Raw genomic sequence first — 25,628 nt, forward strand, 5'->3', positions numbered from 1 at the left:
AATAATAGCAATTTAGTACGAATGAGGAGGAGAAAATATGTCTAAAATTACGTTTCTAGGAGCAGGAAGTACGGTTTTCGCCAAAAATGTTCTAGGTGACTGTATGACAGTTGAGGCATTAAAAGGTTTTGAATTTGCCTTGTTTGATATTGATCATGAGCGTTTGAATGATTCGGAGATGATGTTAAACAATTTAAAGAAAAGCTTAAACGCGAATGTGAAAGTAACTGCTTACCATGATCGCAAAGAGGCACTGAGGGATGCCAAATATGTGATTAATGCTATACAAGTTGGCGGTTACGACCCGTGTACAATTACTGACTTTGAAGTTCCAAAGAAATACGGATTACGCCAGACGATTGCAGATACACTAGGGATAGGCGGGATTTTCCGAAATTTAAGAACAATTCCTGTAATGCAGGAGTTCGCCCGTGATATGAAAGAAGTTTGCCCTGATGCATGGTTTTTAAATTATACCAATCCAATGGCAGTGTTAACCAATGTGATGCTAAAAGAAGGGATTAAAACTGTTGGGTTATGCCACAGTGTTCAAGTATGTGCTAGCCATTTATTAGATTCTTTAGACATGCCAAAAGATAATGTACAGTGGAAGATTGCTGGCATTAATCATATGGCATGGTTACTTGAAATAACAAGGAATGGGGAAGATCTCTATCCAGAAATAAAAAAACGTGCAAAGGAAAAGCAACAAGAAAAGCATGACGACATGGTGCGTTTTGAATTAATGGATAAGTTCGGCTACTATGTGACAGAGTCATCAGAGCATAATGCGGAATACCATCCATACTTTATTAAGAGCAAATATCCGGAATTAATCGAGAAATATAATATTCCATTAGATGAATATCCGCGTCGCTGTGTGAACCAAATTGAAGGCTGGAAGAAAATGCGGGATGACCTTGTGAATGATCAAAACTTGCAGCATGAACGCACACATGAATATGGTTCATACATCATTGAAGCAATGGAAACAAATCAGCCATTTAAAATTGGTGGTAATGTACTAAATACGGGAGGACTTATTAGCAACTTACCAGAAAATGCTGTTGTTGAAGTCCCTTGCTTGGTGGATGCCAGTGGGGTAACACCTACCTATGTTGGTGATTTACCAGAACAATTGGCAGCACTGAACAGGACCAATATTAATACACAACTATTAACGATCGAAGCGGCACTCACGAAGAAAAAAGAAAAAATTTATCAGGCAGCACTGCTCGATCCACATACTGCAACAGAGTTATCCATCGATGATATTATCGCTTTATGTGACGATTTAATCGAAGAACATGGAGATTGGTTGCCGGATTATTACTAAAGTAAGGAGTATTTATATGGCAATAACTTATAATGAACAAACAAGAGAATTCCATCTACAAACAAATCAATCTAGCTATATTTTTACAGTATTAGAAAATGAACAACTCGAAGTAGCCGGGGACTTCTATTCTCGCTTATTTGTACTCCATATGAAATAATAAAAAGAAGCTAGGACATAATTAAATAGATAGAACGAGAATCCGAACAATCTGATCTAAGTGTAGGCAAATTACACTGAAGTCGTGCCCACGGAAAGCGAAGTATTTTGCCGAAGCGATAGATGTACTCAGACATTAATGTTCGGATTTTTCCTATCTAATTCCTTTTTTGTCCAATCCTCCTTACACAATTTATAAAGGCTCACAAAATACATCCAATTGATTTCAACTATCATTTATGTACTGCAACAGGTGCAACAGCTGGTGCTTTCTCATGAGCGAGCATAGGTTCAGCTACATGCTTACGGAAAAATTGGATAAGAGGTCCGGTAAAAAAGGCGAATATTACGGTAGCAACACCGACTATCGCTCCAAAGGAAAAGCCAATCGCAACACATAAAATATCTGTCGTAATCCGCGCAATAGGAAAAGGAATTTTGTTTTTTGAAACTTTTTCAATAACAAAAGCTAATGCATCATAGGGTGAAATGCCTAAGCTCGGCGTAATATATAAAGCAACACCTAGACTTGCAAAAATAACTGCTGCTGCCATCATCACTATTCGAATGGAAAGGATTGACATATCATCAAAGAAAAAGTTATAACCAAAGACTATAAAATCAGAAATAAAACCGATTCCAACCATATTTACGATAGTTCCGATTCCAATTAAACTTCGATAATAAATAAATACAATACCTAGTAGAAAAGGGTTAAATATCAATTGATAAACACCAAATGATATACCAAGAAACCCGCTTATTCCTAAGTTTAATGTTGAAAAAGGATCTGTCCCTAAAGCGCTAATTCGTAACAGTGCTACAGCAATTCCGATAAATAGGTTTCCAATAAGCACCATATTAAATCTTCTCCATGTCATCGCTTTCATGTTGTGTCCCCTTTTATCTCTTTTATTTTAAAACTATTTTAGTTTAGTAATGCTCCATAGATATTATATCCGAAATGTTTCGATATGGATAGAATAAACTGAGGAATGATAATGGAAGTAAAACCCATACATATAAGGAGTGTTGACATTTTGTCAACACTCCTTTATCTTAAATATAGATTTTAAAAAGAAGGTGCACACCTATGTCAACAAATGATGTTGTGCTAATAAAAGAAGCATTACATGAAAGTAATAAAAGTATGCGTCAATTAGCAAAAGAAACAGGGATTAATGTTTCCACTATCTCTAGAATTCTGAACGGGAAGAGAAAGGCAAATTTAGATCATCTAAAAGCAATTTCAACAAGCTTATATATTCCTTTATCAGACTTGGTAAGTTCTGAAGAAAGTGGTGAGCCAACTCAGTCAGTATCTTTTAATCATGTTCGTGCCATTATCTCGGAAATGAATCTACCTGTAAAAGATTTTTCAGCTGACAGCTTGAAAGAAAATATACAAAAGTATCAGAAAAAAAGTAATACAGAAGAGGGAAGAGCTACCATTTTGGATCAGTTTAAATCTAAAATGGCTGCTTTAGGGGGACAAGGTCCGTATATACAACAGTTGGAGTATATGTATCAAACCTTCAAGGAAAAGAAAGCATCTAAAAAAGAGCTTTTATTAATGGGAAGCGCATTGTTTTATTTTATTGCATCAATCGATATGATTCCCGATTATTTATTTCCTGTAGGGTATTTAGATGATGCATTAGTTATACAATACGTTATGCAATCATTATCAATGAAGCATTAAACAAAGGAAGAGACAAATGACAAAGAAACCTACACTCGATTATCTAATGCTCATTATTTTAATCGGTCTATTAATGATTAGTTTGTTAGCTGTTTACAGTGGAACAGGTCAATACACGGATGGGCAATCATTTTATTTCGCCAGAAGACAACTTATTTGGTACATCGTCAGTATCGCTATTATGATTGGAATTGCTTATTTTGATTATGACTTACTTGAAAAGTGGGCCGTTTATTTATATATTTTGGGGATTTTGTTACTTATTTATGTTCGTTATTTTGGTATTGAAAGAAATGGTTCTCAAAGGTGGATGGATCTAGGATTTATGGATCTACAACCATCAGAATTAATGAAAATATTTTTAGTGATTTATCTGGCAGCTATGTATAAAAAATATGGTACAGAAAAATTAACCTTTATCAAAAGTATTCCACTTGTTTTAAAAACTGTCGCTGCATTGGCAATTCCGTTTATTTTGATTCTTAAACAACCAGATTTAGGATCTGCTCTTTTAATTGCGGTGGCAGCACTAGGTTTATTATTGATGTCTAATATAAGTAATAAGATGGTTGCCTGTGTTGTGTCAGTATTGAGCTCCGGCGTAATATTAGTAATCTATTTATTTACGTATCAGGAAGAATGGATATCAAAATTTTTTGAGCCACATCAATTAGGCCGTATTTACAGCTGGATTAACCCAGCTGAATATACGATGAATTTCGGATATCAATTAAGACAGGCGATGTTAGGAATAGGTGCAGGTCAGTTGACAGGATCAGGGTTTAACCAAGGGTATCAAGTCCAAAGTGGGCGTGTGCCTGAAGCGCATACTGACTTTGTGTTCGCTGTGATTGGGGAGGAATTTGGCTTCATAGGAGGAAGTATCTTAATCGTTCTCTATTTCTTACTAATTTATCGCATCATAGTAATTGCGTTAAAAACAGACGATTTATTTGGTGTTTATATTTGTGTTGGTATTATTACCCTTTTATCCTTCCAAATTTTTCAAAATATCGCGATGACGATAGGATTAATGCCTGTAACAGGAATTGCGCTACCGTTTATTAGTTATGGTGGAAGTGCGTTAATTACCAATATGCTTGCATTAGGCTTAGTTCAAAGTATTTATGTGCGCTCTAAAGATTATATGTTTGCATCAGAGAATGATATGGCAGCATAAAGGGAGTATATGATGAAGCGTATGAGAAAAATAGACTTAACATTGTTAATTGTCCTTTTGTTGTTTGTTACCTTTGGTGTCGTAATGGTTTATAGTGCAAGCTACCCTTATGCATATATCCAGTATGATAGTGCAGCATACTATTTTCACAGACAGTTATTTTGGGCTTTTATTAGCAGTTTGTTTTTAATAGGCGCTATGTTATTACCATATCAGATATATGGAAAGTTAAGTCCATTGCTTGTTTTGTTTACGTTGGCCGCCTTAATTCTCGTTATAACACCTGGAGTTGGAGTGGAGCGGAATTTTTCAACTAGATGGATTTCAATCGGTGGATTTCTATTTCAGCCAGTTGAATTTGCAAAATTAGCTATGCTGATTTATTTTGCTTACTTTTATAGTAGAAAAGAAGCCTATATTGGGCATTTTGGTAAAGGAGTCATTCCACCACTTATTATCTTGGCAATTATATTTGGTTTGTTGCTGAAACAACCAGATTTAGGATCTGCAACATTAATATTATTTTCATGTGGGATAATTTTGTTTTTTACAAAAATTCGATTTCGTCACTTATTTTTATTAGGAAGTGTTGCGGTCTCGATATTTATTTTCTTCGCAATGATGTCTCCTTATCGACTCGAGCGAATTACATCTTTCATTGATCCCTTTGCAGATGCTCAAGGATCAGGTTATCAGTTAGTTAATTCTTATATCTCGATACATACAGGAGGTATTACTGGAAATGGATTAGGAGGAAGTGTTCAGAAACTTGGCTTTTTACCAGAGGCACATACAGACTTTATTATGTCGATTATAACGGAAGAATTAGGTCTGTTTGGAGTCATAGCTGTGTTAAGCTTCTATTTCTTTCTTTTTGTAAAAGGGATTCGTATTGCAATGCATGCAAGCGATGAATTTGGTAAGCTGTTAGCCATTGGGATTACCTTTCAAATCATTATCCAAGCGTTTGTTAATTTAGGTGCGATTTTAGGAATGTTGCCCATTACTGGTATTACCTTACCTTTTATTAGTTACGGTGGTTCGTCATTAATAGTCACGATGATTTCGGCAGGAATATTATTAAATATTTCTGCCTATTCTAAATTATAAGGAAAGCATATAACGCGCGGCATGATAGTGTTTTTGTATCATAGGTGGTCATTTTGAAATGATATGTAGACGGAAAGCATCACTCCGGCTGCCCGCTTCCCTTTCCGTGGGGTTTTACCTTCAGCTAACTTTTCCAAGCAAAAACCGCTTGAAAAAGTGGATCTTCAGGTAAAACAGTTTCCACAGGAGTTGAAGCGGGCGGCCTTCGCTATAAACCAGCTCTACAACGTATGTGACAGCTAGCTTTTTGAGGTTTTATACAATGTGAAATAAAAGACGTAATGTCCGTACGTTAAAACAATGTAGAACGTTATTTAGCGTAGGCGTCCACTTCGACTGCTGTGGGATCAGCGTGATCTGAAGATCCACTTTTGTAAAGCGATTCTTTTTACAAAAGTTAGCTAAAGACACGCCACACGGAAAGCGAAGTGGGCAAGCCGCAGCGGTTGTTACGCCTATTATTCATGTCAAATTATAACTACTTTGGATAGGGCAAAGTGGGCTTTCCCGTTTTTTCTTATATGTTAAGAAAGTATAAATTTTGCGCAGATGTCTAGCTCCGAGCGCCCAGAACCTAGGCGACTTCACGAATTGCCCTACGATAAAGAAGACGTGCCGATTGGTGAAACCAGAGGCTTAGTCGTACTTATGCCTTTAGGTGAAAGTCATCATCGGTTCGTAAACTCACCGTGATTCCTTTATCTCAGTTAATTCGTTCCAGTCGCTACGTTTCTAATCGGGCGCACTAAGCTTTTCTTAGTAACATGTGGAAAATTAAATGGTGTTTCCCTATCAACTTCTCTCCCAATCGATATATAATAGAGGATGGAGGTGGGGACATGCCGCAAGCTTGGTTGATTGGCCCGTTCGTGATAAAGGTTGATTTGGTTCTAATCATTATTGGTTTTGTACTTGGCTTTCTTTTCTTTTACTGGATTAGCCCATATCAAAAGGAAAAAACGCAGAACTTAATCGATACGGTTTCTAATATTTTTATTACATTCGTGATTTCCATTTGGATTGGAAAAATAGTGCTTCAATTCCAAACGTTCTTGTCAGACCCTGTTGCTATCTTAGCTTATTCAGCTAATACGAATGCATTTTACCTAGCGGTTATCATAACCATTCTGTTCAGTAACTGGAGATGGATCAAGACGATTGATCAATATTATGACAATCTCTATGTATTTAGCACAGTATTTCTCAGTGCTAGTTTCATTTATTCTTTTTTGAATCATATATTGTACCATGAGAACTGGTTATATCTTATAGCTTTAATCACACTCTTATTATTTATCATCTACTCTAGTGATAAAAAATCACCAATCATCATTGCAAACATTACATTGATCGGATGGGGATTACTGCAAATAGTAACATCAACATCAATTTTTCAATTTACACCACATCTAATCTTTTATATCTTTTTAGTCATGATTGGCGTTCTCCAAGGATATACATATTACCGTAACAGGGGGAGTCTATGATGAAAAAATGGATCATTAGTGCCGTTTTACTAGCAATGGTAGTATGGGCTGTTATCGACATGGTGACAGATAACGAGGTAACTGAAGCAGATAATATTGGTTTGGAAATAGGAAATATTGCGCCGGATTTTGAAATGGAAACGTTGGATGGTGAAACGGTGAAATTATCTGATTACCGCGGTGAGCCGGTAATGCTTAACTTTTGGGCAACATGGTGTCCTCCATGCCGATCGGAAATGCCAGATATGCAACGGTTTTATCAGGATACAGACATGAACATTTTAGCGATTAATTTAACGGATACGGAAGCTAATTTTGAAGATGTTGGTCAGTTTGTCGAAGAATATGATCTGACATTTACGATTCCGTTAGATCAGGGAAATATCGTGGGCGATCGCTATCAAATTCGTCCTATTCCTACCACCTATATGTTAGATTCCAATGGTATCATCCAGTTTAATGTATTTGGTCCGCTAAACTATGACCAGATGATGTTGGAATATAATAAATTGAAATAGTAGGCGGACATTTAATCCGCTATTTGTGACAGAATTGCTGTTTTGAAGGTATTCGCGGACATCTATTCCGTTATTTTACATAAATAGCTCTTATTTCTGATTAATTTCGCCAAATAAGGGATTAAATGTCCGCTCACTGCTAAAAAAGGGCAGTATTTAACCAAATAACGGAACGAATGTCCGCGCAATAATATTCTCAAGCCTAGTGTTTTTGCTTCCTGCTAACAAGATAATAGGCAGTCATCCCCGAAGCGATTGGGATAACAATCGCAACTCCCATTCCCGCAGTAAAGATGGTAATCATTTCGTCACTAAATACTTTGGAATTAATAATTTCCCCGAATGAATAAGATAAATCTTTAAACCACATCAAGAGCCCCATATAACCACCGAAAAAGGCGAAGAACAATGTGTTGGTACTTGTATTAAGTATATCTCTTCCGATTCGGATTCCAGCCAGAAATAACTCTTTTCTACTAATCGTTGGATTATGGTAATGGATTTCACGCATCGGTGAAGTAATCGAAATGGCTGTATCAACAATTGCCCCGATTGTACTCATAATAATCACCGAAGTGGCCACTTTTACAAAGTCAATCCCAATATTTAAGGAAAAAGCCATCATTTCTTCTCTTTCTTCCTCACCGAAACCTTGGATCATCGATTGATCCGTGATGATAATGATGAAAAGTAACAATATCACTAACGTTACAATCGTAGATAAGAAGGCCATCATTGTTTTACTGTTAACCTCGTTAATATAGAACAGACTGATAGCACTAATGAAGGCACATGCCAAAAGCGTTAGCCAAATCGGATTGGCATTTGGATCGTTCATCACTAAAACCGTGGCGATAACAATGGCAAAATTTAAGAATAAAGCGATGAAAGATTTTATTCCTTTTTTTCCTCCAACAATTGCCATCAACGTAAATAAGATGATCGACAATAACACTAATACATTCATGTTCTAGCCCTCTTTCTTCGGATAAAGAAAATCGATGTATAGATAGCAATCGGAATAGTCAGTACAATTCCGATACCACCAGCTAAGGCACGTGCCAATTCAATAGATAGATTCATGGATAGTGTGAACCCTATTGGTGATGCATTTTTAAAATATAAAAGTAGCATCGGGATTGATCCACTTACATAAGCAAAAAATAATACATTAATCATGGTCCCCATAATATCTTTGCCTATATCGATGCCAGATGCTTTAAGCTTCTTTAGACTTATCTGGTTATTTTTTTCATATAGTTCAAAGATAGATGACGACATGGTGATGGCGACATCCATTACCGCCCCTAAGGATCCAATTAAAAGCCCTGCCATAAAAACAATTTGTGGATTTCTGCTTAGAAAGGACATTTCCTCATACCGTAATCCTTGTTCTCCTGTCACAGATAGAGCAAAGTAGGCAATCAAGAGTGAACTTAATGTACCAAGTAAGGTGGCGACAATCGCTGTATATGTCTTTTCATCAAAACCACTGACTAACAGTAACGATATCACGGTAAAAAGGACAATACTAATACCGCAAATGATTACTAGACTAAGGTCTGAATTTTGCAGATAGATATCGAGTGCCAGCGATAAGATGAAGGCATTTATTGCTAAGCTGATAACCGATAGAGCACCCTGTTTCTTGCCGACGACCAGCAAAATAATGATGAAAACCCAGGCTACCAAAATGAGATACTTATCACGTTTGACATCTTCAATGCTTCCTCTATAAGTGGATTCATCGATGGTGACAAATACTTCATCCCCTGTGCTAAATGCTTGATCAACTGCCTGTGATCCGGAGTACTCATTCGTTATTTCGATCATTTCCCCTTTGTTGGAACCGTTCTGTATTTCAGCGGTGATTTCCTGGGTAACCCGATAATCTCGATTTTGGTGCTGGTCAACCGTTTCTGCTTTATCGGTTTCTACTGTATTGGTAATTTTGGCAATTGGTTTGTCATAGAATTCGTGATTGTGATTGACAAAAATAATCGAACTGATAAAGCCTACAATTATCAGGATGTATATTAAAAGTTGCTGCTTTGATAAACTTCTTATCCATGCTTTCAAGCTGGTTCACTCCATTATATAGATTAAAAACACTAATGTCAGATAAATGTATAATTCGTGCTCCAAATCTCTTGTATAGGTGCAAAAGAGTAGGGAATCGATTAAACGCCTTTTGAATCTTCTAAGAACTCGTTTCCTACATAATAATACCATCCCTTTAAACCTTCTGCATACAGATAGGGTGATTCATCATTAAGGTTTGTATAAATGTACCACCAATAGACAATACTGGTTAATAACTGTATGTACTATGGAGGTGGGGATATATGGAAAGTATAAGGATTTCGTCCATTCAAGCTTTAATGTTGGGAGTAGCTAGCATTACTGTGACAGGTCATTTATTATTTATCCCCGTTATTATTAATCATGCCGGGAGAGACAGTTGGATATCTTTACTCTTTGCTATCATTCCTGCCGTTCTGATTGGATTTGTGATAGCTTTACTTGCACAGCGGTATCCTGAACAATCATTAATTGAATATTCACAGACTATTCTTGGTAAATGGATTGGAAAAATAATAGCCATTATATTTCTTTTTTATTTTTTTCATGAGGCAAGTTTATCATTAAGAGGTTTTAGCGAATTTTACAATTCTGCGATTACTCCACGAACACCACTGATGATTTATTTGGTGGCAATGTTAATTCTGGCCACATATGCAATTCGAAATCGGTTAGAAATATTAGCAAGAACGAATCAAACCTTTCTTATATTAATGATACCAATTGGAATATTGGCATCATTTTTAACGCACAAAGATAAAGACTATCAAAATTTACTCCCCATACTTGAGGACGGATTCAGTCCTGTCGTGATGGGGGCATTTAACATTACTTCACTATATAGTTCATTTATTGTTTTGGCTATGGTTTTTCCGTTTGTTTCTAATAAGAAAAAATTGAAGAGGTTTAGTATTCTGACGATGCTGATTTTGATCGTTATGTTCTTGGGCCCTGTAACAGGTGTAGTGACAGTTTTCGGAGAAGAGCGTGCGATGGGGCTATACTTTCCGACCTTTCAAACATTAAGAGATATCGAGATTGGTGCGCTGCAAAGGTTGGATATTCTTGGCGTTTTATTATGGTCATTAGGATCCTTCTCCAAAATTGCCTTATTTTTCTACGCAATTGTGTTAGGGTTGGCACAATTATTTCATTTAGATGATTACAAAATGTTAACAATTCCAACAGCTGCTTTATTAGCTATTTTTTCTTTAATTACAAGTGATGACTTAATTGGGGTATATCGATTTCTAATGCATATTTATCCATACTTTTCAACTTTTATAGCATTAGTTATTCCCTTACTGTTACTCCTAATCAGTCAATTTAAGCAGTTAAAAAGAGGTTGAATGATATGTTTAGAAGAAAACCAAAGTTAAATAAGATACAGAACAGGAAACTAGAGGATCTTTGCTTTCAAGGTAACCTAAATGATGATATCAAAATCATCAAAGAATTGTTTGGGGATAGTTCTGATTTAGTTGTTCGTTTTATTGACAGTGAAAAGGAGAGCTCTGTTGCCGTTTTGTATCTAGACAGTTTAATCGAAAGGGAATCGATTGAAGCATATGTAATCAGTGAATTAAATGAAAACTATAAGAAAGATGAAAACTTAAAAGAACTTCATTTCGCTACGATAAAAAAAGAAGCTACATCATCTTTAAAGGAATCCCTTACATACTTGTTACAAGGATATTCGCTTGTTTTAAGAGAAAATCAAACAAGTGGAATTGCACTTGATACTGCAGGTGGGGAGAGACGTCAAGTTTCTGAATCTGAAGTGGAGACAGTTGTCCGCGGCCCAAGAGAGTCCTTCAATGAATCGTTACAAACCAACATCGGTTTAGTTAGAAGACGTCTCCATACGCATAAATTAAAGGTTCATGAGATAAAGATTGGCGAGTTATCCCAAACCCCGGTCGCTATATTAGGCATTGATGGTGTTGTGAAACCAGAAATGTATGAGGAAGTTAAAAGCCGTTTGGAGAAAATCGAAATAGATGGCATTCTGGATTCTTTATATTTAGAGGAGATTATTGAAGATCCAAATGGTTATACGCCATTTCCAACCATTTTTAATTCAGAAAGACCTGACCGAATTGCAGCTGGTTTGTTAGAAGGAAGAATCGCCATTTTGTTAGAGGGTACCCCAGGTGCTTTAGTGGTACCAGCTACAATTGGCTTATTTTTGACATCGAATGAAGATTATTATCAACGATATGATTTTGCAAGTTTTCTTAAAATGCTGAGAGGTTTTGCATTTTTTTTATCCGTCGTTTTACCAGGTTTTTATGTAGCGTTGCTTACTTATCATCAGGAAATGATACCGACACCACTACTTATTGCCTTAACCGGACAACGAGAAGGGGTACCATTTGCAATAGCTATTGAGGTACTTTTTATGGAGATAACGTTTGAAATATTAAGGGAAGCAGGACTCAGGCTCCCTAAAACAATTGGTGCAGCAGTATCCATCGTGGGTGGATTAGTGTTAGGACAAGCAGCAGTAGAAGCTGGTCTAGTTGGACAAGCAACCGTAATTGCCGTTTCGTTAACTGCAATATGTTCTTTTACAACACCTTCCTATAACTTAGCAATATCGGCAAGATTGCTAAGGTTCGTGCTGATAACATTGTCTGCCGTTCTCGGAGCTTTTGGCTTAATTTTCGGGCTGATATTTATGTATATCCACTTGACTACACTGCGCTCCTTTGGTGTTCCATATTTAACCCCTATTGTACCTTTTCATAAAGACAATTGGGGAGATTTATTGATAAGAACACCATGGTGGGCGATGAGAGAACGGCCAAATGAGGTTGCAGGTGAAAACAAGGATAGGATGTCTGATTCAAGAGATAATAACCATTTAAATAGGAGACAAAAAAAGTGAAAATAATAAGATTAGTTTTGCTATTTGTTTGTATTGTACTTTTAAGTGGTTGCTGGGATAAGAAAGAATTAAATGAAGTTGCTGTTGTAATTGGGGTAGGTATTGATAAAGTTAGTGAAAATGAGGGTGTTTATGAAATAACAGCACAGGTAATTAAACCGCAAGAAGATGATCAACAAGGAGCAGAATTACCAACATGGAGTGTGACAGCTCAAGGTGAAACGATCATGGATGCGATTAAAAATTTAAATAGACTTTCCCCACGACGGTTATACTGGTCCCACCTTCAGATTATCATTTTTAGTGAAGGATTAGCTAGAGAAGGTGTTGCGCCGATTATCACATGGTTTGAACGAGATAGAGATAGTCGTGCTGGTTCCTATGTAGTAGTAACCCGAGGCAGTGCCCAAGATTTATTAAATCAAAAAATAGAGCTTGGCAGTATTCCGGCAAAAGCAATGAGTGACCTTTTAGATTCAGCTGAACAGCGACAAATTATCGCCCGGAAAGTTAAACTGCGTGACTTTACTACAGTATTAACAACGCCTGGAATTGATCCATCTCTTGATGTGATACAACCGAAAAACATACGAGGACAAGTGGAAGCTTACGAGCTGAATGATGTCGCCATATTTAAAGACGATCAACTAGTAGGCTATATTGGTGGTACTATTATGGCGGGTACTGAGCTTTTGAAGGACACATATGATTATTTCGTTGTAGAAGGAGTATGCCCCGGGAATGAGGAGGGTTTTTTTTCCTTTCAGTCCACTGACTATGAAAGTGATGATGAGTTGACATTAAAAGACGAGGAATTGACCTATAAATTGGATATATTTGTAGAAGGAAACCTTTCTGATCAGACATGTCCAGCAGATCTACTAGAGCCGGATAGAATGGAGCAAGTGGAAAAGGAAATAGGTGAAGTGATTACATCACGGATTGAAAATGAATTTGAACATGCAAAAGAGATGGGTTCAGATATTTATGGGATTGGGCAGAAATTGAGAAGAGCCTACCCGGATGCATGGAAAACAGCTCAAGATCAGCCAGATGAAATGCTTGAAAAAGTGACATTTGATATTCAAGTGGAAGCAAATATTCGAAGGTCAGGATTAATTATCGAACCAACTCAAACGGAGATAGAGTGAAAGGATGCTAAAAGATGTGGTTTGCTGGATTATCGCTTGCATTTATAGTGCTTATCATTATAGATGCTAAACAGTTATGGAAAAGAAAAAATAAAAGAGAGTTAATTCTGTATTTCTCTTTTTTAACAACAGCTTATTTTTTGTTCATCGTCAACAGACTTCACCTTTTCTCGCTAGAATCATTTAGTTCCATTCAAATAATCACGGATTTTGTTCAACTATTCTTACCAATGGACCATAACGTTTAGTTTGCCTTCGTGATTTGCTGTGAAATTTGGAAGATAATCTCTTAGAAAATAAGACCACCATATAGTCAAAAGCGCCTTAACATTGTTAGGGCGTTTTTTTAAATTAGACAAGTAAGTATAAAATCAGTGCAATGACCGTGTTAAACTGCAAGCGTTGTAGAGCGTGATGATAGCGAAGGCCGCCCACTTCAACTCCTGTGGATATGTTTGGCCTGAAGAGAAATGGTGAATTTATTTCTTTTAGTCATAAGGAGTGGTGGTCAAACAGTCAGTTTCATAATGGTTACTAGGGAATCGCAGATCTACTTAGCATTTAAAATTGTTTAAAGGATCGCAAACCTAAATTATTCCTTTGACACCAAGACAACTTGCCGTTATGATAATAGAAGTAAATCCTAGTAAATTAATAGGGAAAGAGTGGTTTGATGGAAACAACAACGAAGCTCCAAACTATAAATGAAGCAAAAGAATCCGTGCAACCAAAAGATTCAAATTTAAATAAACCACAAATGCCACTTATAATTGGTGGATTAGCAGTTGGTTTCATATTAATGATTTATTTAATGTTTACCCAAAATAGTGTTCAACCGTTATTATTAGTAATTGGTCTGTTACTTGGTTATACCTTGTTCCATGCACGCTTTGGTTTTACTTCTGCATTCCGTAGATTTATGTCTGTTGGAAATGGGCAGGCGTTACGTTCACATATGTTAATGTTGGCAGTTGCTGTTACATTATTTGCTCCTATTCTAGCATTTGGCTTTTCATTCTTTGGAGGAGAAGTTGCTGGTTATGTGTCGCCGGTTGGAGTAAGTCTCGTTGTAGGAGCCTTCATGTTTGGGATAGGGATGCAATTAGGTGGTGGTTGTGCATCTGGTACTCTTTATGCAGTCGGTGGTGGACGCTCTGTCATGTTTGTCACGCTATTATTCTTTATTATTGGCTCAACAATAGGAGCCTATCATCTACCGTTTTGGACAGAAGACTTACCAGCCTTTGAACCTGTTTCTCTAGCAACATCTACAGGACTTGGTTATGGTGGAGCTTGGATCTTATCGATTGTATTATTTGGATTAATAGCTTGGGTATCTTTAGTTGTAGAGAAAAAGAAACGTGCACCTAAAATGGCGCCATTACCTTCTGAAAAAGGATGGCGGAGGATTTTCCGAGGATCATGGCCATTATTTGCTGCAGCAATTGTTTTGGCCGTTCTTAATGCCTTAACATTAATGACGCGTGGTGCACCATGGGGGGTTACCTCTGCTTTTGCCTTATGGGGCTCAAAAGTAGCACAATTTTTTGGAGTCGATGTAGCTAGTTGGGGATATTGGCAAGGCGCAAACGCGTCAGCTTTAGATGCATCTATTTTCGCTGACTCTACTACTGTGTTAAATTTAGGTGTTATTCTTGGGGCATTCCTCGCATCAGCAGCAGGTGGACTTTTCAAGTTTTCAAAAATAACTGGAAAAAATGCGCTGGCATCTGTTATAGGAGGTCTACTGATGGGCTATGGTGCCCGTCTTGCATTCGGATGTAATATTGGTGCTTATTTTGGCGGAATTGCCTCCTTTAGCCTTCACGGTTATATTTGGGGGATTCTAGCATTAGCAGGCACTTTTGTGGCACTATATCTTAGACCGTTGTTTGGATTATCCGTACCGAAACCAAAAGATTCATTTTGTTGATAAAGAAAGAAAAAATCACCATGCGGGATATACCGATGGTGATTTTTTAACTTTTTGTATTTGGATGAAAGAAAGTATAAAATAAGTGCAATAACTGCATTAAACGAAGTAGGCAAGCCGTAGCAGCTGTTACGCCCAATATCGATCTCAAAATAACTATGATAAGATGTTTGTACCCATTTAAATGTCAGTAAAGTCGCTAGTATGTTATATTAAAGTGTAATGATTATGGAAAGGATGTTCCTTCATGAAGAAAACCGTAGTGTTAGCGGAAAAGCCTTCTGTTGCTCGGGATATAGCTCGCGTATTACAGTGTAATAAAAAAGGAAATGGCTTTTTAGAAGGTCAAAAATATATCGTTACTTGGGCGTTAGGACATTTAGTTACACTAGCAGATCCCGAGGTTTACGATGATAAATATAAAACATGGAAACTGGATGAATTGCCGATGTTACCAGATCGTTTGAAATTAGTAGTAATTAAGAAAACCGGCAAACAGTTTCAATCAGTAAAAAGTCAGCTTGTTCGAAAAGATGTGCAGGATATCGTGATTGCTACGGATGCTGGACGAGAAGGGGAATTAGTAGCCCGTTGGATTTTGGAAAAGGTTCGTGTGAACAAACCTGTCAAAAGATTATGGATCTCTTCTGTAACAGATCAAGCGATTAAGCAAGGTTTTCAAAACTTAAAACCAGCCAAACAATACGATAACCTCTATGCATCAGCAGTTGCTCGCTCAGAAGCTGACTGGTATGTCGGATTGAATGCAACGAGAGCGCTAACGACGAAATTTAATGCGCAACTATCAAGTGGTCGTGTACAAACACCAACTCTGGCGATGATAGCATCAAGAGAGAAGGAAATTAAACAATTCCAACCGAAAAAGTATTTTCAAATCAAGGCGCGAACAAAGGACGACATTACCCTAACTTGGCGAAATGCTACAGGAGAAACACGCCTGTTTGATCAATCAACGGCAAATGAACTTCAATCCAGATTGCAAAATAAACCGTTAACCGTCACTCAGATTGACAAAAAGATTAAAAAAAGCTATGCACCTAGCCTTTATGACTTAACCGATTTGCAGCGAGATGCAAACCGTATTTTCGGTTTCTCCGGAAAACAAACATTAACGATCATGCAGAAGCTATATGAACAGCATAAAGTATTAACTTATCCAAGAACTGATTCTAAATATATTTCTACCGATATTGTACCTACATTAAAGGAACGGGTGACAAGCTGTGGAGTAGGTCCGTATGCGAAGACTGCAAACAAAATAAAAAAACAGCCGATTAAAGCTCATAAATCATTTGTTGATAATAGCAAAGTTTCCGACCACCATGCGATTATCCCGACAGAAGAGCCGGTGTATCTATCGAAATTATCTGATCAGGAACAGAAAATATATGATCTTGTAATCAAACGTTTCTTAGCAGTTTTATTGCCGCCATTTCAATATGAGAAGATTGAGTTACAGGCAGAAATAGCTGGTGAAATATTTACAGCTAGTGGTAAAAATGTGATTGACCAAGGATTTAAAGCTGTTTATAACCATGACAATGACGATGATGATGAACAAAAAATTAGTGAAATCCAAGAAAAGCATGTCTGGGAAAAACCAACTTTAACAATGAGCGAAGGGGAGACAAAACCGCCAGAACGCTTAACAGAGGGTACATTACTACAAGCAATGGAAAACCCAGCGAAGTTTTTAGAACAAAATGAAAAACACGCATCCAAAACGCTACAAGCTACTGGTGGATTAGGAACTGTTGCAACGAGAGCGGATATTATCGAGAAATTGTTCAATACCTTTTACATCGAGAAAAAAGGAAAATATCTTCACCTTACGTCAAAAGGTAAACAATTACTGGAGCTTGTACCAGCTGATTTACGTTCTCCGTTGTTAACAGCAGAGTGGGAGAAGAAACTGAACCAGATCGCAAATGGCCAACTGAAGAAAACAGCCTTTATCAGTGAAATAAAAGGATATACAAAGGAAATCGTGCACCAGGTGAAGACGACTGATGCCAAGTATAAACACGACAACATGACCGGTACGAAATGTCCTAAATGTGGAAAACTTATGTTAGAAGTAAATGGAAAGAAAGGTCGCATGCTAGTCTGCCAAGATAGAGAGTGTGGAGAGCGTAAGCCGATCGCCAAGAAAACAAATGCACGTTGCCCGAATTGCCATAAAAGAATGGAACTACGCGGACAAGGTGAAGGACAAACCTTTTCTTGTGTATGTGGATATCGTGAAAAGTTATCTTCATTTCAAAAACGAAAAGAAAAACAAGGCAAGAATAAAGCAACGAAACGTGATGTAAACAAATATATGAAACAGCAGGACGACGAATTTACCAACACTGCATTGGCAGATGCACTTTCGAAATTAAAGAAAAAGTAAAAGAAAAAAACAGCGTGGTGGTTAGTTCCGTCACGTTGTTTTTTCTTACTTGTAAGAAAGTATAAAATACGCTGCATGATAGTGTTTTTGTATCATAGGTGGTCATTTTGAAATGATATGTAGACGGAAAGCAACGCTCCGGCTGCCCGCTTCCCTTTCCGTGGGGTTTTACCTAAAGATCCACTTTTCCAAGCAAAAACCACTTGGAAAAGTGGATCTTTAGGTAAAACAGTTTCCACAGGAGTTGAAGCGGGCGGCCTACGCTATAAAGCAGCTCTACAACGTAAGTGACAGCTAACTTTTTGAGGTTTTATACAATGTAAAATAAAAGACATAATGTCCGTATGTTAAAAAAATGTAGATCGTTTTTTAGCGTAGGCCACCCACTTTCACATGGCTACTAGGTTAATCACAGATCTTCTTACACTTATTGACAACTCACCCTTGCACATCGGTAAAAAATATACTATAGTAAAAATACGTTCGTATTGAATTTTTTTCCACCTAAGAAAATCAAAGTAAATAAATGATGAAAATACGCCTCAAGTCTTACATCAAAATATATCTATAGCCCATTATCCAAACCGATAAGACAAACTATCATATAGAGATGGAAGGAGGGGGCAAAGATGAAAAAAGTTTATCTTCTTTTCACAGATACTGGGACGCTTTTATCGCGTATGATTAATCTGTGTACAAAATCAACTTTAAATCATGCATCGATTGCTTTCGATTCTTCTTTAACAGAAGTATATAGTTTCGGGAGAAAGCATCCATATAATCCTTGGATTGGCGGATTTGTCAGAGAAAATTTACGTACTCCATTTTTTAGTCATTCGAAATGTGCAATTTATCAATTATCGATATCAGAAGATACATATTATGCATTAAAGCAACGGATAGAAAAAATGGAAGCTGAAACAGATCAATACCGCTATAATTTGTTAGGTCTATTTGGTGTGCTCTTAAACTTGGAATGGCAACGCGAGCACGCTTATTTCTGTTCAGAATTTGTCGTTACCATCTTGAAAGAGGCAGGGATTTATGTTGATGAGAAACCGGCATGTCTGGTAAAACCGCAGGACTTAAAAGAGTGGAAAGCCTTAGAATTAATTTATCACGGTGATTTACCCGTTTATTTAGAGCATCATGGTGGTTATCATGTGAAAATACCATTATGGAAAAGAATTTACAGTTAACAGCAATTATTTTATATATTTATTTTTCAAGAGTCTGAACTAAGGCTCTTGTTTTTTTGTTTAAAAGGAAAGAAAGTATATAACCCGTGAAAGAAAAGGATTTTGAACTATGACAAATGAAAATAACCAAAGTAGCTAGGTCTGACATTTAGTGGAGATTAGATCCTAGCCCACTTCAACTCCTGTGAGAATTGTTTGACTTGAAGATCCACTATTTCGAGCGAGGTTTGCCCAGGTTATCTTATGAAAAGGTTCAGATAAGCTTGTTATCGAATATTTCCAGTCACAACATTTGCCCAGTTTTTCATAGAATATCTTGAGTAAATGTTTAGGAGGAAAAGAATATGTACCCATATTACCAGTACGGCTACCCGCAATATCACATGTATCCGTATGACTTCCGGCAAAACTTCATTAATGGGCAGGCGACTTGGACAGAAGGCGGGAATGTAACGCAATGTAATATTCCTTGGTCTTATAATCAATACATGACAGTAGCTGTCAGCACCAATTCCCCTTATCAATGTGGTCAAACGATTAAAGTAAGAAACCCGCAGAATGCTAGAGAAGTTATTGTGACGGTCGTGGATACAGTACCGAACGCACCGGAAACAAATTTAAACTTGCATCGCAGGGCATTTGAGGCATTAGGTGTAAATCCATCTGTAGGAGTGTTGCCCATTCAATTTGAACCATCACCTGAATTGGAGCAGGTTAAATGGGGAAAGTATTTGTTAGAAGTTACCCAGACTGCTTATCCGAACTATAATGTGACAGATTATAATTTTGTTGAAAAAACACAGCCATCGCAAAATCGAGTGAGAGAAGTCTTCGATTATTCTTTACAAAATACGCAAGAACGGATAACTGTCAGAGGAACAGTAATTTATAACCCGACAACAGAACGCGTTATATCATTTGATATTAGAGAACTATAGAATAGTATATGGCACCACACCAATTTTGCTGCCAGCGCTGTTTGGCTATTAGCCGAATGAAACACACGCATTCTCTTTTCACGAGATGCGTGTGTTTTTAGTTTTAGTCTCCGGTAATGTATCAATGTGCAAAAAGTGGTGCTGACACGCATGGTCCTAGTAATAATAAGCCTCGGGTCTTAGTCTAAAATATATCCGCAGTCCGTTACCCAAATCGATGAGACAAGCTATCATTAAGTTATGGAAGGAGGGAACGCAGTTGAAAACATTTCTACTTATCAGTTTAGCGGTGATCGCCTCAATCATTTTACTAGCAAATCTAGGCCCGATGATCATGCTATTGATTAGTGTGGTGCTTGCTTACTATGGTGTGAAGCAATTCATCTTAGCGAATACTACCGGAAAGAAAGTCGGCTGGGGAATAGTCATCTTAATCGGTGTTTCCATGTCACTGTCGAACATACCGGCACTAATCGGTGTAGTAGCTTTAGTCGTTTTGTATTACAGTTATAAAAAATATCAGGAAGAAAAAGAACGTCAAGATTACTTAGAGTGGGACAAGCTTTAAATCAAATTAAGGAGGAATATAATATGTCAAACTTATTTACACGTATTAAAGATTCGGTGATGGCAGATTTACACGAGGCTATGGATCGAAAAGAGGAGAAAAATCCAATCGCACACGTTAACCAATACATTCGCGAGTGTGAGCAGGAAGTAAAGAAAATCAAACGGCTGGTGGAGAAACAATATGAAATAAAACAGGATATTGCAAAAGAATTAAACCACGCCAAAATGATGGTTGAAAAGCGTAAACGACAAGTCCAATTAGCAGATGAAATGCAAGAAGCGGAATTACGAACGGAGGCACAAACAGAATTAGAGCAATTCGAGGCACGCGTTGCCCATTTAAATGAAATGTCCGATAAATCAGTCAAAGATCTAGAAACACTTGAAACGAAATATGTCCAAATGAAACAGAAATTAAAGGATCTATATGTTAAGCGACTAGAATTACGCAGCAGAGAAAATGTTGCTCGTACGAAACAAGGGATGAACAAAGTGTTGGAAACTGAATTAGTTTCCAAAAGTGCTTCGAAATTTGCAGAGCTTGAAAGCTACATTGAACGCATTGAACAGCGTGTCCAATCAGATTATCGCCTGCATACTTTAGATGCACGCTTTCAAGAATTAGAAAAAAAAGCTACAACAAACAACTAAAAACATGCTATCCTATAAAGAGGGACTACGATCATGGTCGAGTAATTCTCTGTGACCGTTAGTGAAGTAATACAAGCAGGTGCAGTCTATACTGCACCTTTTACTTCCCGTTAAAAATGTACAAAAAGGAGGTCTGCACCAATGTCAACTAAACCAAATAATGATCTATTAAAGACTTTATTGATCATTGGCTGTGTATTTTTACTTGTAGAATTTATTTTTATGGATGCTGGCCTCCTTTTTCTTATTGCATTAGGGGCAGTCGGCATGTACTTCGGGAGGCGTTCCTTTCATACTACAACAGGTAAAACGCTCTTCTGGGGTGGCGCATTCATTGTTTTTATTGCTGTTATTAATACATTTGTGATACGCTTTTTTATTTTTGTTATTATACTTTATTTCGCTTGGCATTGGTATCAACAGAAACAAAAAGAAAAGCAGCCATTGCCTAATCACATTGATATAACAGAAGAAACATTATATGAAGACCGTGTAATTCAAAATAAATGGTTTGGCAAATACCATACAACTCAAAATGGTTTCTCCTGGCAAGACCTTAATATTCAATCAGCAGTTGGTGATGTTGTCGTTGATTTAAATGATACGATGCTGCCTAAGGAAGAGTCAGTTATGGTTATTCGCCATCTTGCTGGAAAAATTGTTATAGTCGTACCGTATGATGTAGAAGTTACGATCGATCATGCTGTTGTATTTGGTGATATTGAAGCATTTGATCATGAGGAGAAAAACGCCTTCAACCGCCATATTCAACTGCAAACAAAAGGGTACCATGAATCACCTCAAAGGGTAAAAATCTTTATCCAAATGATTGCCGGAAAGCTTGAGGTGAGAAGAGGATGAAAATGTATACAAGAATGATCGCTACCGGGTCTCTGTTTGCTTTATTCCTTCTCATCATTTTAAGTGTATTCTATTATTTAGCATTTCCAATTGATGATTGGCAATTACTATGGACGACAAAAGTTCTAGAGATTCCATTTGTCGTCATGTTACCGACTATTACGATCCTTTTCGGTTCGATTATCGGTATTATTGTCGCTGCGATTTGGCAACGCCGAATTCAATTTTTAGAAAATAGTTTAGCAAGATTGCTGAAAAACCAAACTTTCTCTGATCCTGTATCGTATGAAGAAATGAATCATGTGCTTAGCCGGTTAAAAGAAGTCCAGCAATACATTCAGGATCAAACGAAACGAACCCAGAAATTAATCGATGAAAGAGCAAGTGCACAGGAAGAGACAATTAATCAAGTTATTTCCGAGGAGCGTAATCGTTTAGCAAGAGAGTTGCATGATTCTGTCAGTCAGGAGCTTTTCGCCGCATCTATGCTTGTTTCTGCTGTGATCACATCAAATCAGGGGCAAAAAGAAACAAAGACCAAACAATTACACCAAATTGAAGCAATGATACAACAGGCACAATTAGAAATGCGGGCACTGCTATTACATTTGCGACCAGTCTTATTAAAAGATAAATCATTAAATGAAGGAATGGAGCAACTACTAGAAGAGCTTCATGCCAAGGTTCCAATGGCTATTTCCTGGCATTTGGAAGAAATCAAAGTGAACAAAGGAATTGAAGATCAGCTGTTCCGAATCTTACAAGAAGCACTTTCCAATGCGTTAAGACATGCGAAAGCATCGACGATTGACGTCTTATTAATTGAACGCGATGATTTTTTAATACTAAGAATCGTCGATGACGGTATTGGATTTAATGTACAGGAAAAAAGGGAAAGTTCTTATGGTCTCACTAATATGTATGAACGAGCAGCAGAAGTGGGTGCCAGGCTCAACATCGTAAGTTTGGCAAATGAGGGGACCAAAATAGAAGTGCGTGTTCCATTAATCAGTGAAGAAGGTGAGAAAGAATGATAAGCGTATTATTTGTCGATGACCATGAAATGGTGCGAATTGGTGTTAGTGCGTATTTGATGACACAAGATGATATCGATGTGATTGCAGAGGCGGATAATGGCCAAAAAGCAGTAGAATTGGCCTTGGAACATAAACCAGATGTGATTTTAATGGACTTAGTCATGGATGGGATGGACGGCATCGAAGCAACACGAAGAATTATCGCTAAATGGCCGGAAGCAAAGATATTAATTGTTACAAGTTTTATTGACGATGATAAAGTCTATCCTGCTTTAGAAGCTGGTGCGACAAGTTATTTATTAAAGACTTCCAAGGCAGATGTCATTGCCAAAGCCATTCGTGATACCTATGCTGGCGAATCAGTTCTTGAAAAAGAAGTGACAGCTAAAATGATGGCGAAATTTAGTAATCGAAAGTCGAAAAGCTTACATGACAGCTTAACTAAAAGAGAACTGGAAATCTTATTATTGATCGCCCAAGGTAAGACCAACCAGGAAATTGCTGATGCCCTTTTTATTGCGCTCAAAACCACCAAAGTCCACGTCAGTAATATTTTAAGCAAGCTTGAAGTACAAGATCGTACACAGGCAGCGGTCTATGCCTATCAAAACGGATTAATAGAAAATGAATAGAAGGTGACCAAAAAGGTGGGAAACTTTGCCCTGCCTCTTCATAATCCCAAAGTGTCATTTGGTACTTTAATACGGAAAGAAATATTATCATTGATTAAATCAATTTGCTGTGCCCGTACACGGAAATTACTTTTTAATTCCATCTGAGTTAAAGCAATATAAATATGTTCTTCCTTTGGATTGATTGTTATCCATTCGGGCGTTGTCACGCGACTGCTGACATATTGCAAGATACGATCTTGTGGTAATCGTAATAATCCCAGTGACATACCGGTTGATTGAAGAATAACGTCTCCATTTTCTTGTACAATCGGTTCAAACGAAATGTTGACGGGCACTTCTGTTGAAAAAGCTTCCACACTCCCCATCAAATGGACTTCTTCATCTAGCCGAAGTGAATATTGAATATTATCCAGCTTCGGTAATTTCGCGATATAAGCGTTGACAAGCTCATTCAAGTTATCTTTGCTGGAGCGGATGGTAAATTCTGCCCCCGCTTCCTCCTCAAGAAAAATTTTTTCTGGTGGTTCCGCACCAGGCGCTGGCCAGAAAATGAAAAGGACAATTCCCACCATAAGAGCAAGATTAACTGAAGCTAAAGTAATAAATAATTTTTTCCAATTAGTTATTTTGTCTTTCATTCATGTCATCCTTTAGTTTTGGGCTTCTTGTAAATCATTTTCTAAATAAGTAATGACTCGTTCTGCCATCAATTGGTATCCTTTATGATTCGGATGGAAATTATCATCTGAAAATACATTCTCTCTCTCGTATTGATAGATATCCTGCATGGGAATATAATGAACCTGTTCATATTGATTGGTAACTTGTAAACTTTCATTATTCCAACGTGTCAAAATCTGATTTAGGGCTTCAATATCACCAAAATATCTCTCGAAAGGGTTGAAAAAGCCTAACAGGTAAATCTCAGCTTCTGGTTGTACTGATATAATGTGATCTAATATTTCTGATAAGCGCTCACCATATGGTCCGCGTCCTTCGCTGAAAGGTTCTTCTGTTAGATTCATAAAATTATCTTTCATAATTTGCATAATATCATTTGCGCCAATTGTAATAAGAACCATATCTGCTTTTGCTAAAGATTCGTTAATCTCAGGATTCTCCTGTAGTCTTTTTAACAAATGATCTGTACGATTACCACGTTTGCCAAAGTTATCAAATGTAACATCGATATCTTGTTCGTCCAATCGTTCATCTAAAATACCAATATAACCACCATTGCCTGTTTCATCGCCAACCCCTTGGGTTAAGGAATCGCCAATTGCAGTAATATGTGTATCTTTTTGAAAAAAGCTAAGTGCCTCTCTTACTGCGTTGCGTACGTTTTGGCTAAGTGATTCTTCTTCTTCTTCCTCTTCACTTGTTTCTTGTTCTGTCGTCTCTTCTGCTGTTTCTTCACTAGGTTGTGAAATAGATTCATTTGGTTTATTATTATTCGTTTGGAAAAGCAATAGAAAGATAGCGATTCCAGCAACGAAAATAAACATCATAAGAAAAATGAACACCTTTTTGCTCATTATTAACACCTACAATAAAAAGTCTCTTTCTTGATTATACCCGTCTTTTATATTTGTTAACAGAAAATCTAAATATAACACAAACCGCGAAATAAAGTGGACTTCCAAGTGAATTTTGGGCAGAGCGCGGACTTTGTTCCACTATTTGTGACAATAGTGCCGTTTTTAGAGTAGTCGCGGACATCTATTCCGTTATTCATCGAAAATAGAACTAATGGAAGCCGAAATGAACCAAATAAGG

General features: G+C 37.2%; 25 protein-coding genes. 20 read left to right on the top strand and 5 right to left on the bottom strand.

The window, feature by feature from the left end; translation table 11 throughout:
* Positions 1–37: 37 nt before the first annotated feature.
* Both melA and GHT08_RS05275 read left to right on the top strand, forming a co-directional pair.
* A complete protein-coding gene (gene melA, locus GHT08_RS05270; protein WP_163580395.1) occupies positions 38–1,336 on the top strand; it encodes an alpha-glucosidase/alpha-galactosidase in 1,299 nt (432 codons plus the stop codon).
* Positions 1,337–1,352: 16 nt separating this feature from the next.
* The gene (locus GHT08_RS05275; protein ID WP_163580396.1) at positions 1,353–1,496 is read left to right on the top strand and encodes a hypothetical protein; all 144 of its coding nucleotides are present in this window, start codon (positions 1,353–1,355) and stop codon (positions 1,494–1,496) included.
* A 232-nt stretch (positions 1,497–1,728) separates the two neighbouring features.
* Here GHT08_RS05275 and GHT08_RS05280 read toward each other — a convergent pair whose 3' ends face one another.
* Positions 1,729–2,385 carry a YczE/YyaS/YitT family protein gene (locus tag GHT08_RS05280; RefSeq protein WP_163580397.1) on the bottom strand — a complete coding sequence of 219 codons (657 nt, stop codon included), beginning with the start codon at positions 2,383–2,385 and terminating at the stop codon, positions 1,729–1,731.
* Positions 2,386–2,588: 203 nt separating this feature from the next.
* Between GHT08_RS05280 and GHT08_RS05285 the strand changes: the two genes are divergently transcribed.
* The 5 genes from GHT08_RS05285 to GHT08_RS05305 all read left to right on the top strand — a co-directional run bounded on the left by GHT08_RS05285 (position 2,589) and on the right by GHT08_RS05305 (position 7,492).
* Entirely contained in the window at positions 2,589–3,197 is a 609-nt protein-coding gene (locus GHT08_RS05285) for a helix-turn-helix domain-containing protein (protein WP_163580398.1), read from the top strand.
* A 16-nt stretch (positions 3,198–3,213) separates the two neighbouring features.
* Complete coding sequence (gene rodA / locus GHT08_RS05290; RefSeq protein ID WP_163580399.1) at positions 3,214–4,377, top strand: rod shape-determining protein RodA; 1,164 nt, start codon at positions 3,214–3,216, stop codon at positions 4,375–4,377.
* Between the two features lie 12 nt (positions 4,378–4,389).
* On the top strand, positions 4,390–5,487 hold the full coding sequence (gene ftsW / locus GHT08_RS05295; protein WP_163580400.1) for a putative lipid II flippase FtsW: 1,098 nt from the start codon (positions 4,390–4,392) through the stop codon (positions 5,485–5,487).
* Between the two features lie 839 nt (positions 5,488–6,326).
* Positions 6,327–6,974: a hypothetical protein gene (locus tag GHT08_RS05300; RefSeq protein ID WP_163580401.1), complete on the top strand. Its 648-nt coding sequence runs from the start codon at positions 6,327–6,329 to the stop codon at positions 6,972–6,974.
* On the top strand, positions 6,974–7,492 hold the full coding sequence (locus GHT08_RS05305; protein WP_163580402.1) for a redoxin domain-containing protein: 519 nt from the start codon (positions 6,974–6,976) through the stop codon (positions 7,490–7,492). Before GHT08_RS05300 ends, GHT08_RS05305 begins: the two co-directional genes overlap by 1 nt.
* A 202-nt stretch (positions 7,493–7,694) precedes the next feature.
* Here GHT08_RS05305 and GHT08_RS05310 read toward each other — a convergent pair whose 3' ends face one another.
* Together GHT08_RS05310 and GHT08_RS05315 are read right to left on the bottom strand one after the other, a co-directional pair.
* Positions 7,695–8,459, bottom strand: coding sequence for a YibE/F family protein (locus GHT08_RS05310; RefSeq protein ID WP_163580403.1), 765 nt, complete (start codon positions 8,457–8,459; stop codon positions 7,695–7,697).
* Complete coding sequence (locus GHT08_RS05315; RefSeq protein WP_163580404.1) at positions 8,456–9,571, bottom strand: YibE/F family protein; 1,116 nt, start codon at positions 9,569–9,571, stop codon at positions 8,456–8,458. Before GHT08_RS05315 ends, GHT08_RS05310 begins: the two co-directional genes overlap by 4 nt.
* Positions 9,572–9,837: 266 nt before the next feature.
* Between GHT08_RS05315 and GHT08_RS05320 the strand changes: the two genes are divergently transcribed.
* From GHT08_RS05320 to GHT08_RS05380, 13 genes are all read left to right on the top strand, one after another.
* Positions 9,838–10,923, top strand: coding sequence for a GerAB/ArcD/ProY family transporter (locus GHT08_RS05320; protein ID WP_163580405.1), 1,086 nt, complete (start codon positions 9,838–9,840; stop codon positions 10,921–10,923).
* Between the two features lie 5 nt (positions 10,924–10,928).
* Positions 10,929–12,464 carry a spore germination protein gene (locus GHT08_RS05325; RefSeq protein ID WP_163580406.1) on the top strand — a complete coding sequence of 512 codons (1,536 nt, stop codon included), beginning with the start codon at positions 10,929–10,931 and terminating at the stop codon, positions 12,462–12,464.
* Positions 12,461–13,615: a Ger(x)C family spore germination protein gene (locus GHT08_RS05330; protein WP_163580407.1), complete on the top strand. Its 1,155-nt coding sequence runs from the start codon at positions 12,461–12,463 to the stop codon at positions 13,613–13,615. The genes GHT08_RS05325 and GHT08_RS05330 overlap by 4 nt, the downstream gene beginning before the upstream one ends.
* A gap of 14 nt (positions 13,616–13,629) precedes the next feature.
* Positions 13,630–13,863: a hypothetical protein gene (locus tag GHT08_RS05335; protein ID WP_163580408.1), complete on the top strand. Its 234-nt coding sequence runs from the start codon at positions 13,630–13,632 to the stop codon at positions 13,861–13,863.
* A gap of 425 nt (positions 13,864–14,288) precedes the next feature.
* Positions 14,289–15,548, top strand: coding sequence for a YeeE/YedE family protein (locus GHT08_RS05340; protein ID WP_163580409.1), 1,260 nt, complete (start codon positions 14,289–14,291; stop codon positions 15,546–15,548).
* Between the two features lie 247 nt (positions 15,549–15,795).
* Complete coding sequence (locus tag GHT08_RS05345) at positions 15,796–17,961, top strand: DNA topoisomerase III (RefSeq protein WP_163580410.1); 2,166 nt, start codon at positions 15,796–15,798, stop codon at positions 17,959–17,961.
* A 629-nt stretch (positions 17,962–18,590) separates the two neighbouring features.
* A complete protein-coding gene (locus GHT08_RS05350) occupies positions 18,591–19,160 on the top strand; it encodes a hypothetical protein (protein ID WP_163580411.1) in 570 nt (189 codons plus the stop codon).
* Positions 19,161–19,504: 344 nt separating this feature from the next.
* The gene (locus GHT08_RS05355) at positions 19,505–20,098 is read left to right on the top strand and encodes a DUF3889 domain-containing protein (protein WP_163580412.1); all 594 of its coding nucleotides are present in this window, start codon (positions 19,505–19,507) and stop codon (positions 20,096–20,098) included.
* Between the two features lie 259 nt (positions 20,099–20,357).
* A complete protein-coding gene (locus GHT08_RS05360; protein ID WP_018933472.1) occupies positions 20,358–20,666 on the top strand; it encodes a lmo0954 family membrane protein in 309 nt (102 codons plus the stop codon).
* 23 nt (positions 20,667–20,689) lie between these two features.
* Positions 20,690–21,319 (top strand): PspA/IM30 family protein, encoded by a 630-nt coding sequence (locus GHT08_RS05365; protein WP_163580413.1) that lies wholly within the window; start codon positions 20,690–20,692, stop codon positions 21,317–21,319.
* A gap of 141 nt (positions 21,320–21,460) precedes the next feature.
* The gene (gene liaF / locus GHT08_RS05370; RefSeq protein ID WP_163580414.1) at positions 21,461–22,180 is read left to right on the top strand and encodes a cell wall-active antibiotics response protein LiaF; all 720 of its coding nucleotides are present in this window, start codon (positions 21,461–21,463) and stop codon (positions 22,178–22,180) included.
* Positions 22,177–23,214: a sensor histidine kinase gene (locus GHT08_RS05375; RefSeq protein WP_163580415.1), complete on the top strand. Its 1,038-nt coding sequence runs from the start codon at positions 22,177–22,179 to the stop codon at positions 23,212–23,214. Before liaF ends, GHT08_RS05375 begins: the two co-directional genes overlap by 4 nt.
* Complete coding sequence (locus GHT08_RS05380) at positions 23,211–23,849, top strand: response regulator (RefSeq protein WP_163580416.1); 639 nt, start codon at positions 23,211–23,213, stop codon at positions 23,847–23,849. Before GHT08_RS05375 ends, GHT08_RS05380 begins: the two co-directional genes overlap by 4 nt.
* A gap of 38 nt (positions 23,850–23,887) precedes the next feature.
* Here GHT08_RS05380 and GHT08_RS05385 read toward each other — a convergent pair whose 3' ends face one another.
* Both GHT08_RS05385 and GHT08_RS05390 read right to left on the bottom strand, forming a co-directional pair.
* Positions 23,888–24,490 (bottom strand): YpmS family protein, encoded by a 603-nt coding sequence (locus GHT08_RS05385; protein WP_163580417.1) that lies wholly within the window; start codon positions 24,488–24,490, stop codon positions 23,888–23,890.
* Between the two features lie 12 nt (positions 24,491–24,502).
* A complete protein-coding gene (locus GHT08_RS05390; RefSeq protein ID WP_163580418.1) occupies positions 24,503–25,387 on the bottom strand; it encodes an SGNH/GDSL hydrolase family protein in 885 nt (294 codons plus the stop codon).
* Positions 25,388–25,628 lie beyond the last annotated feature (241 nt).

The sequence above is a fragment of the Gracilibacillus saliphilus genome (genome assembly GCF_010994085.1).
Taxonomy (GTDB): Bacteria; Bacillota; Bacilli; order Bacillales; family Amphibacillaceae; genus Gracilibacillus; species Gracilibacillus lacisalsi.

Excerpts from the sequence above, each read along its gene's own strand:
- melA (WP_163580395.1), top strand. The coding sequence starts at position 38 with ATGTCTAAAATTACGTTTCTAGGAGCAGGAAGTACGGTTTTCGCCAAA.
- GHT08_RS05275 (WP_163580396.1), top strand. The coding sequence starts at position 1,353 with ATGGCAATAACTTATAATGAACAAACAAGAGAATTCCATCTACAAACA.
- GHT08_RS05280 (WP_163580397.1), bottom strand. The coding sequence starts at position 2,385 with ATGAAAGCGATGACATGGAGAAGATTTAATATGGTGCTTATTGGAAAC.
- GHT08_RS05285 (WP_163580398.1), top strand. The coding sequence starts at position 2,589 with ATGTCAACAAATGATGTTGTGCTAATAAAAGAAGCATTACATGAAAGT.
- rodA (WP_163580399.1), top strand. The coding sequence starts at position 3,214 with ATGACAAAGAAACCTACACTCGATTATCTAATGCTCATTATTTTAATC.
- ftsW (WP_163580400.1), top strand. The coding sequence starts at position 4,390 with ATGAAGCGTATGAGAAAAATAGACTTAACATTGTTAATTGTCCTTTTG.
- GHT08_RS05300 (WP_163580401.1), top strand. The coding sequence starts at position 6,327 with ATGCCGCAAGCTTGGTTGATTGGCCCGTTCGTGATAAAGGTTGATTTG.
- GHT08_RS05305 (WP_163580402.1), top strand. The coding sequence starts at position 6,974 with ATGAAAAAATGGATCATTAGTGCCGTTTTACTAGCAATGGTAGTATGG.
- GHT08_RS05310 (WP_163580403.1), bottom strand. The coding sequence starts at position 8,459 with ATGAATGTATTAGTGTTATTGTCGATCATCTTATTTACGTTGATGGCA.
- GHT08_RS05320 (WP_163580405.1), top strand. The coding sequence starts at position 9,838 with ATGGAAAGTATAAGGATTTCGTCCATTCAAGCTTTAATGTTGGGAGTA.
- GHT08_RS05325 (WP_163580406.1), top strand. The coding sequence starts at position 10,929 with ATGTTTAGAAGAAAACCAAAGTTAAATAAGATACAGAACAGGAAACTA.
- GHT08_RS05335 (WP_163580408.1), top strand. The coding sequence starts at position 13,630 with ATGTGGTTTGCTGGATTATCGCTTGCATTTATAGTGCTTATCATTATA.
- GHT08_RS05340 (WP_163580409.1), top strand. The coding sequence starts at position 14,289 with ATGGAAACAACAACGAAGCTCCAAACTATAAATGAAGCAAAAGAATCC.
- GHT08_RS05345 (WP_163580410.1), top strand. The coding sequence starts at position 15,796 with ATGAAGAAAACCGTAGTGTTAGCGGAAAAGCCTTCTGTTGCTCGGGAT.
- GHT08_RS05350 (WP_163580411.1), top strand. The coding sequence starts at position 18,591 with ATGAAAAAAGTTTATCTTCTTTTCACAGATACTGGGACGCTTTTATCG.
- GHT08_RS05355 (WP_163580412.1), top strand. The coding sequence starts at position 19,505 with ATGTACCCATATTACCAGTACGGCTACCCGCAATATCACATGTATCCG.
- GHT08_RS05365 (WP_163580413.1), top strand. The coding sequence starts at position 20,690 with ATGTCAAACTTATTTACACGTATTAAAGATTCGGTGATGGCAGATTTA.
- liaF (WP_163580414.1), top strand. The coding sequence starts at position 21,461 with ATGTCAACTAAACCAAATAATGATCTATTAAAGACTTTATTGATCATT.
- GHT08_RS05375 (WP_163580415.1), top strand. The coding sequence starts at position 22,177 with ATGAAAATGTATACAAGAATGATCGCTACCGGGTCTCTGTTTGCTTTA.
- GHT08_RS05380 (WP_163580416.1), top strand. The coding sequence starts at position 23,211 with ATGATAAGCGTATTATTTGTCGATGACCATGAAATGGTGCGAATTGGT.
- GHT08_RS05385 (WP_163580417.1), bottom strand. The coding sequence starts at position 24,490 with ATGAAAGACAAAATAACTAATTGGAAAAAATTATTTATTACTTTAGCT.
- GHT08_RS05390 (WP_163580418.1), bottom strand. The coding sequence starts at position 25,387 with ATGAGCAAAAAGGTGTTCATTTTTCTTATGATGTTTATTTTCGTTGCT.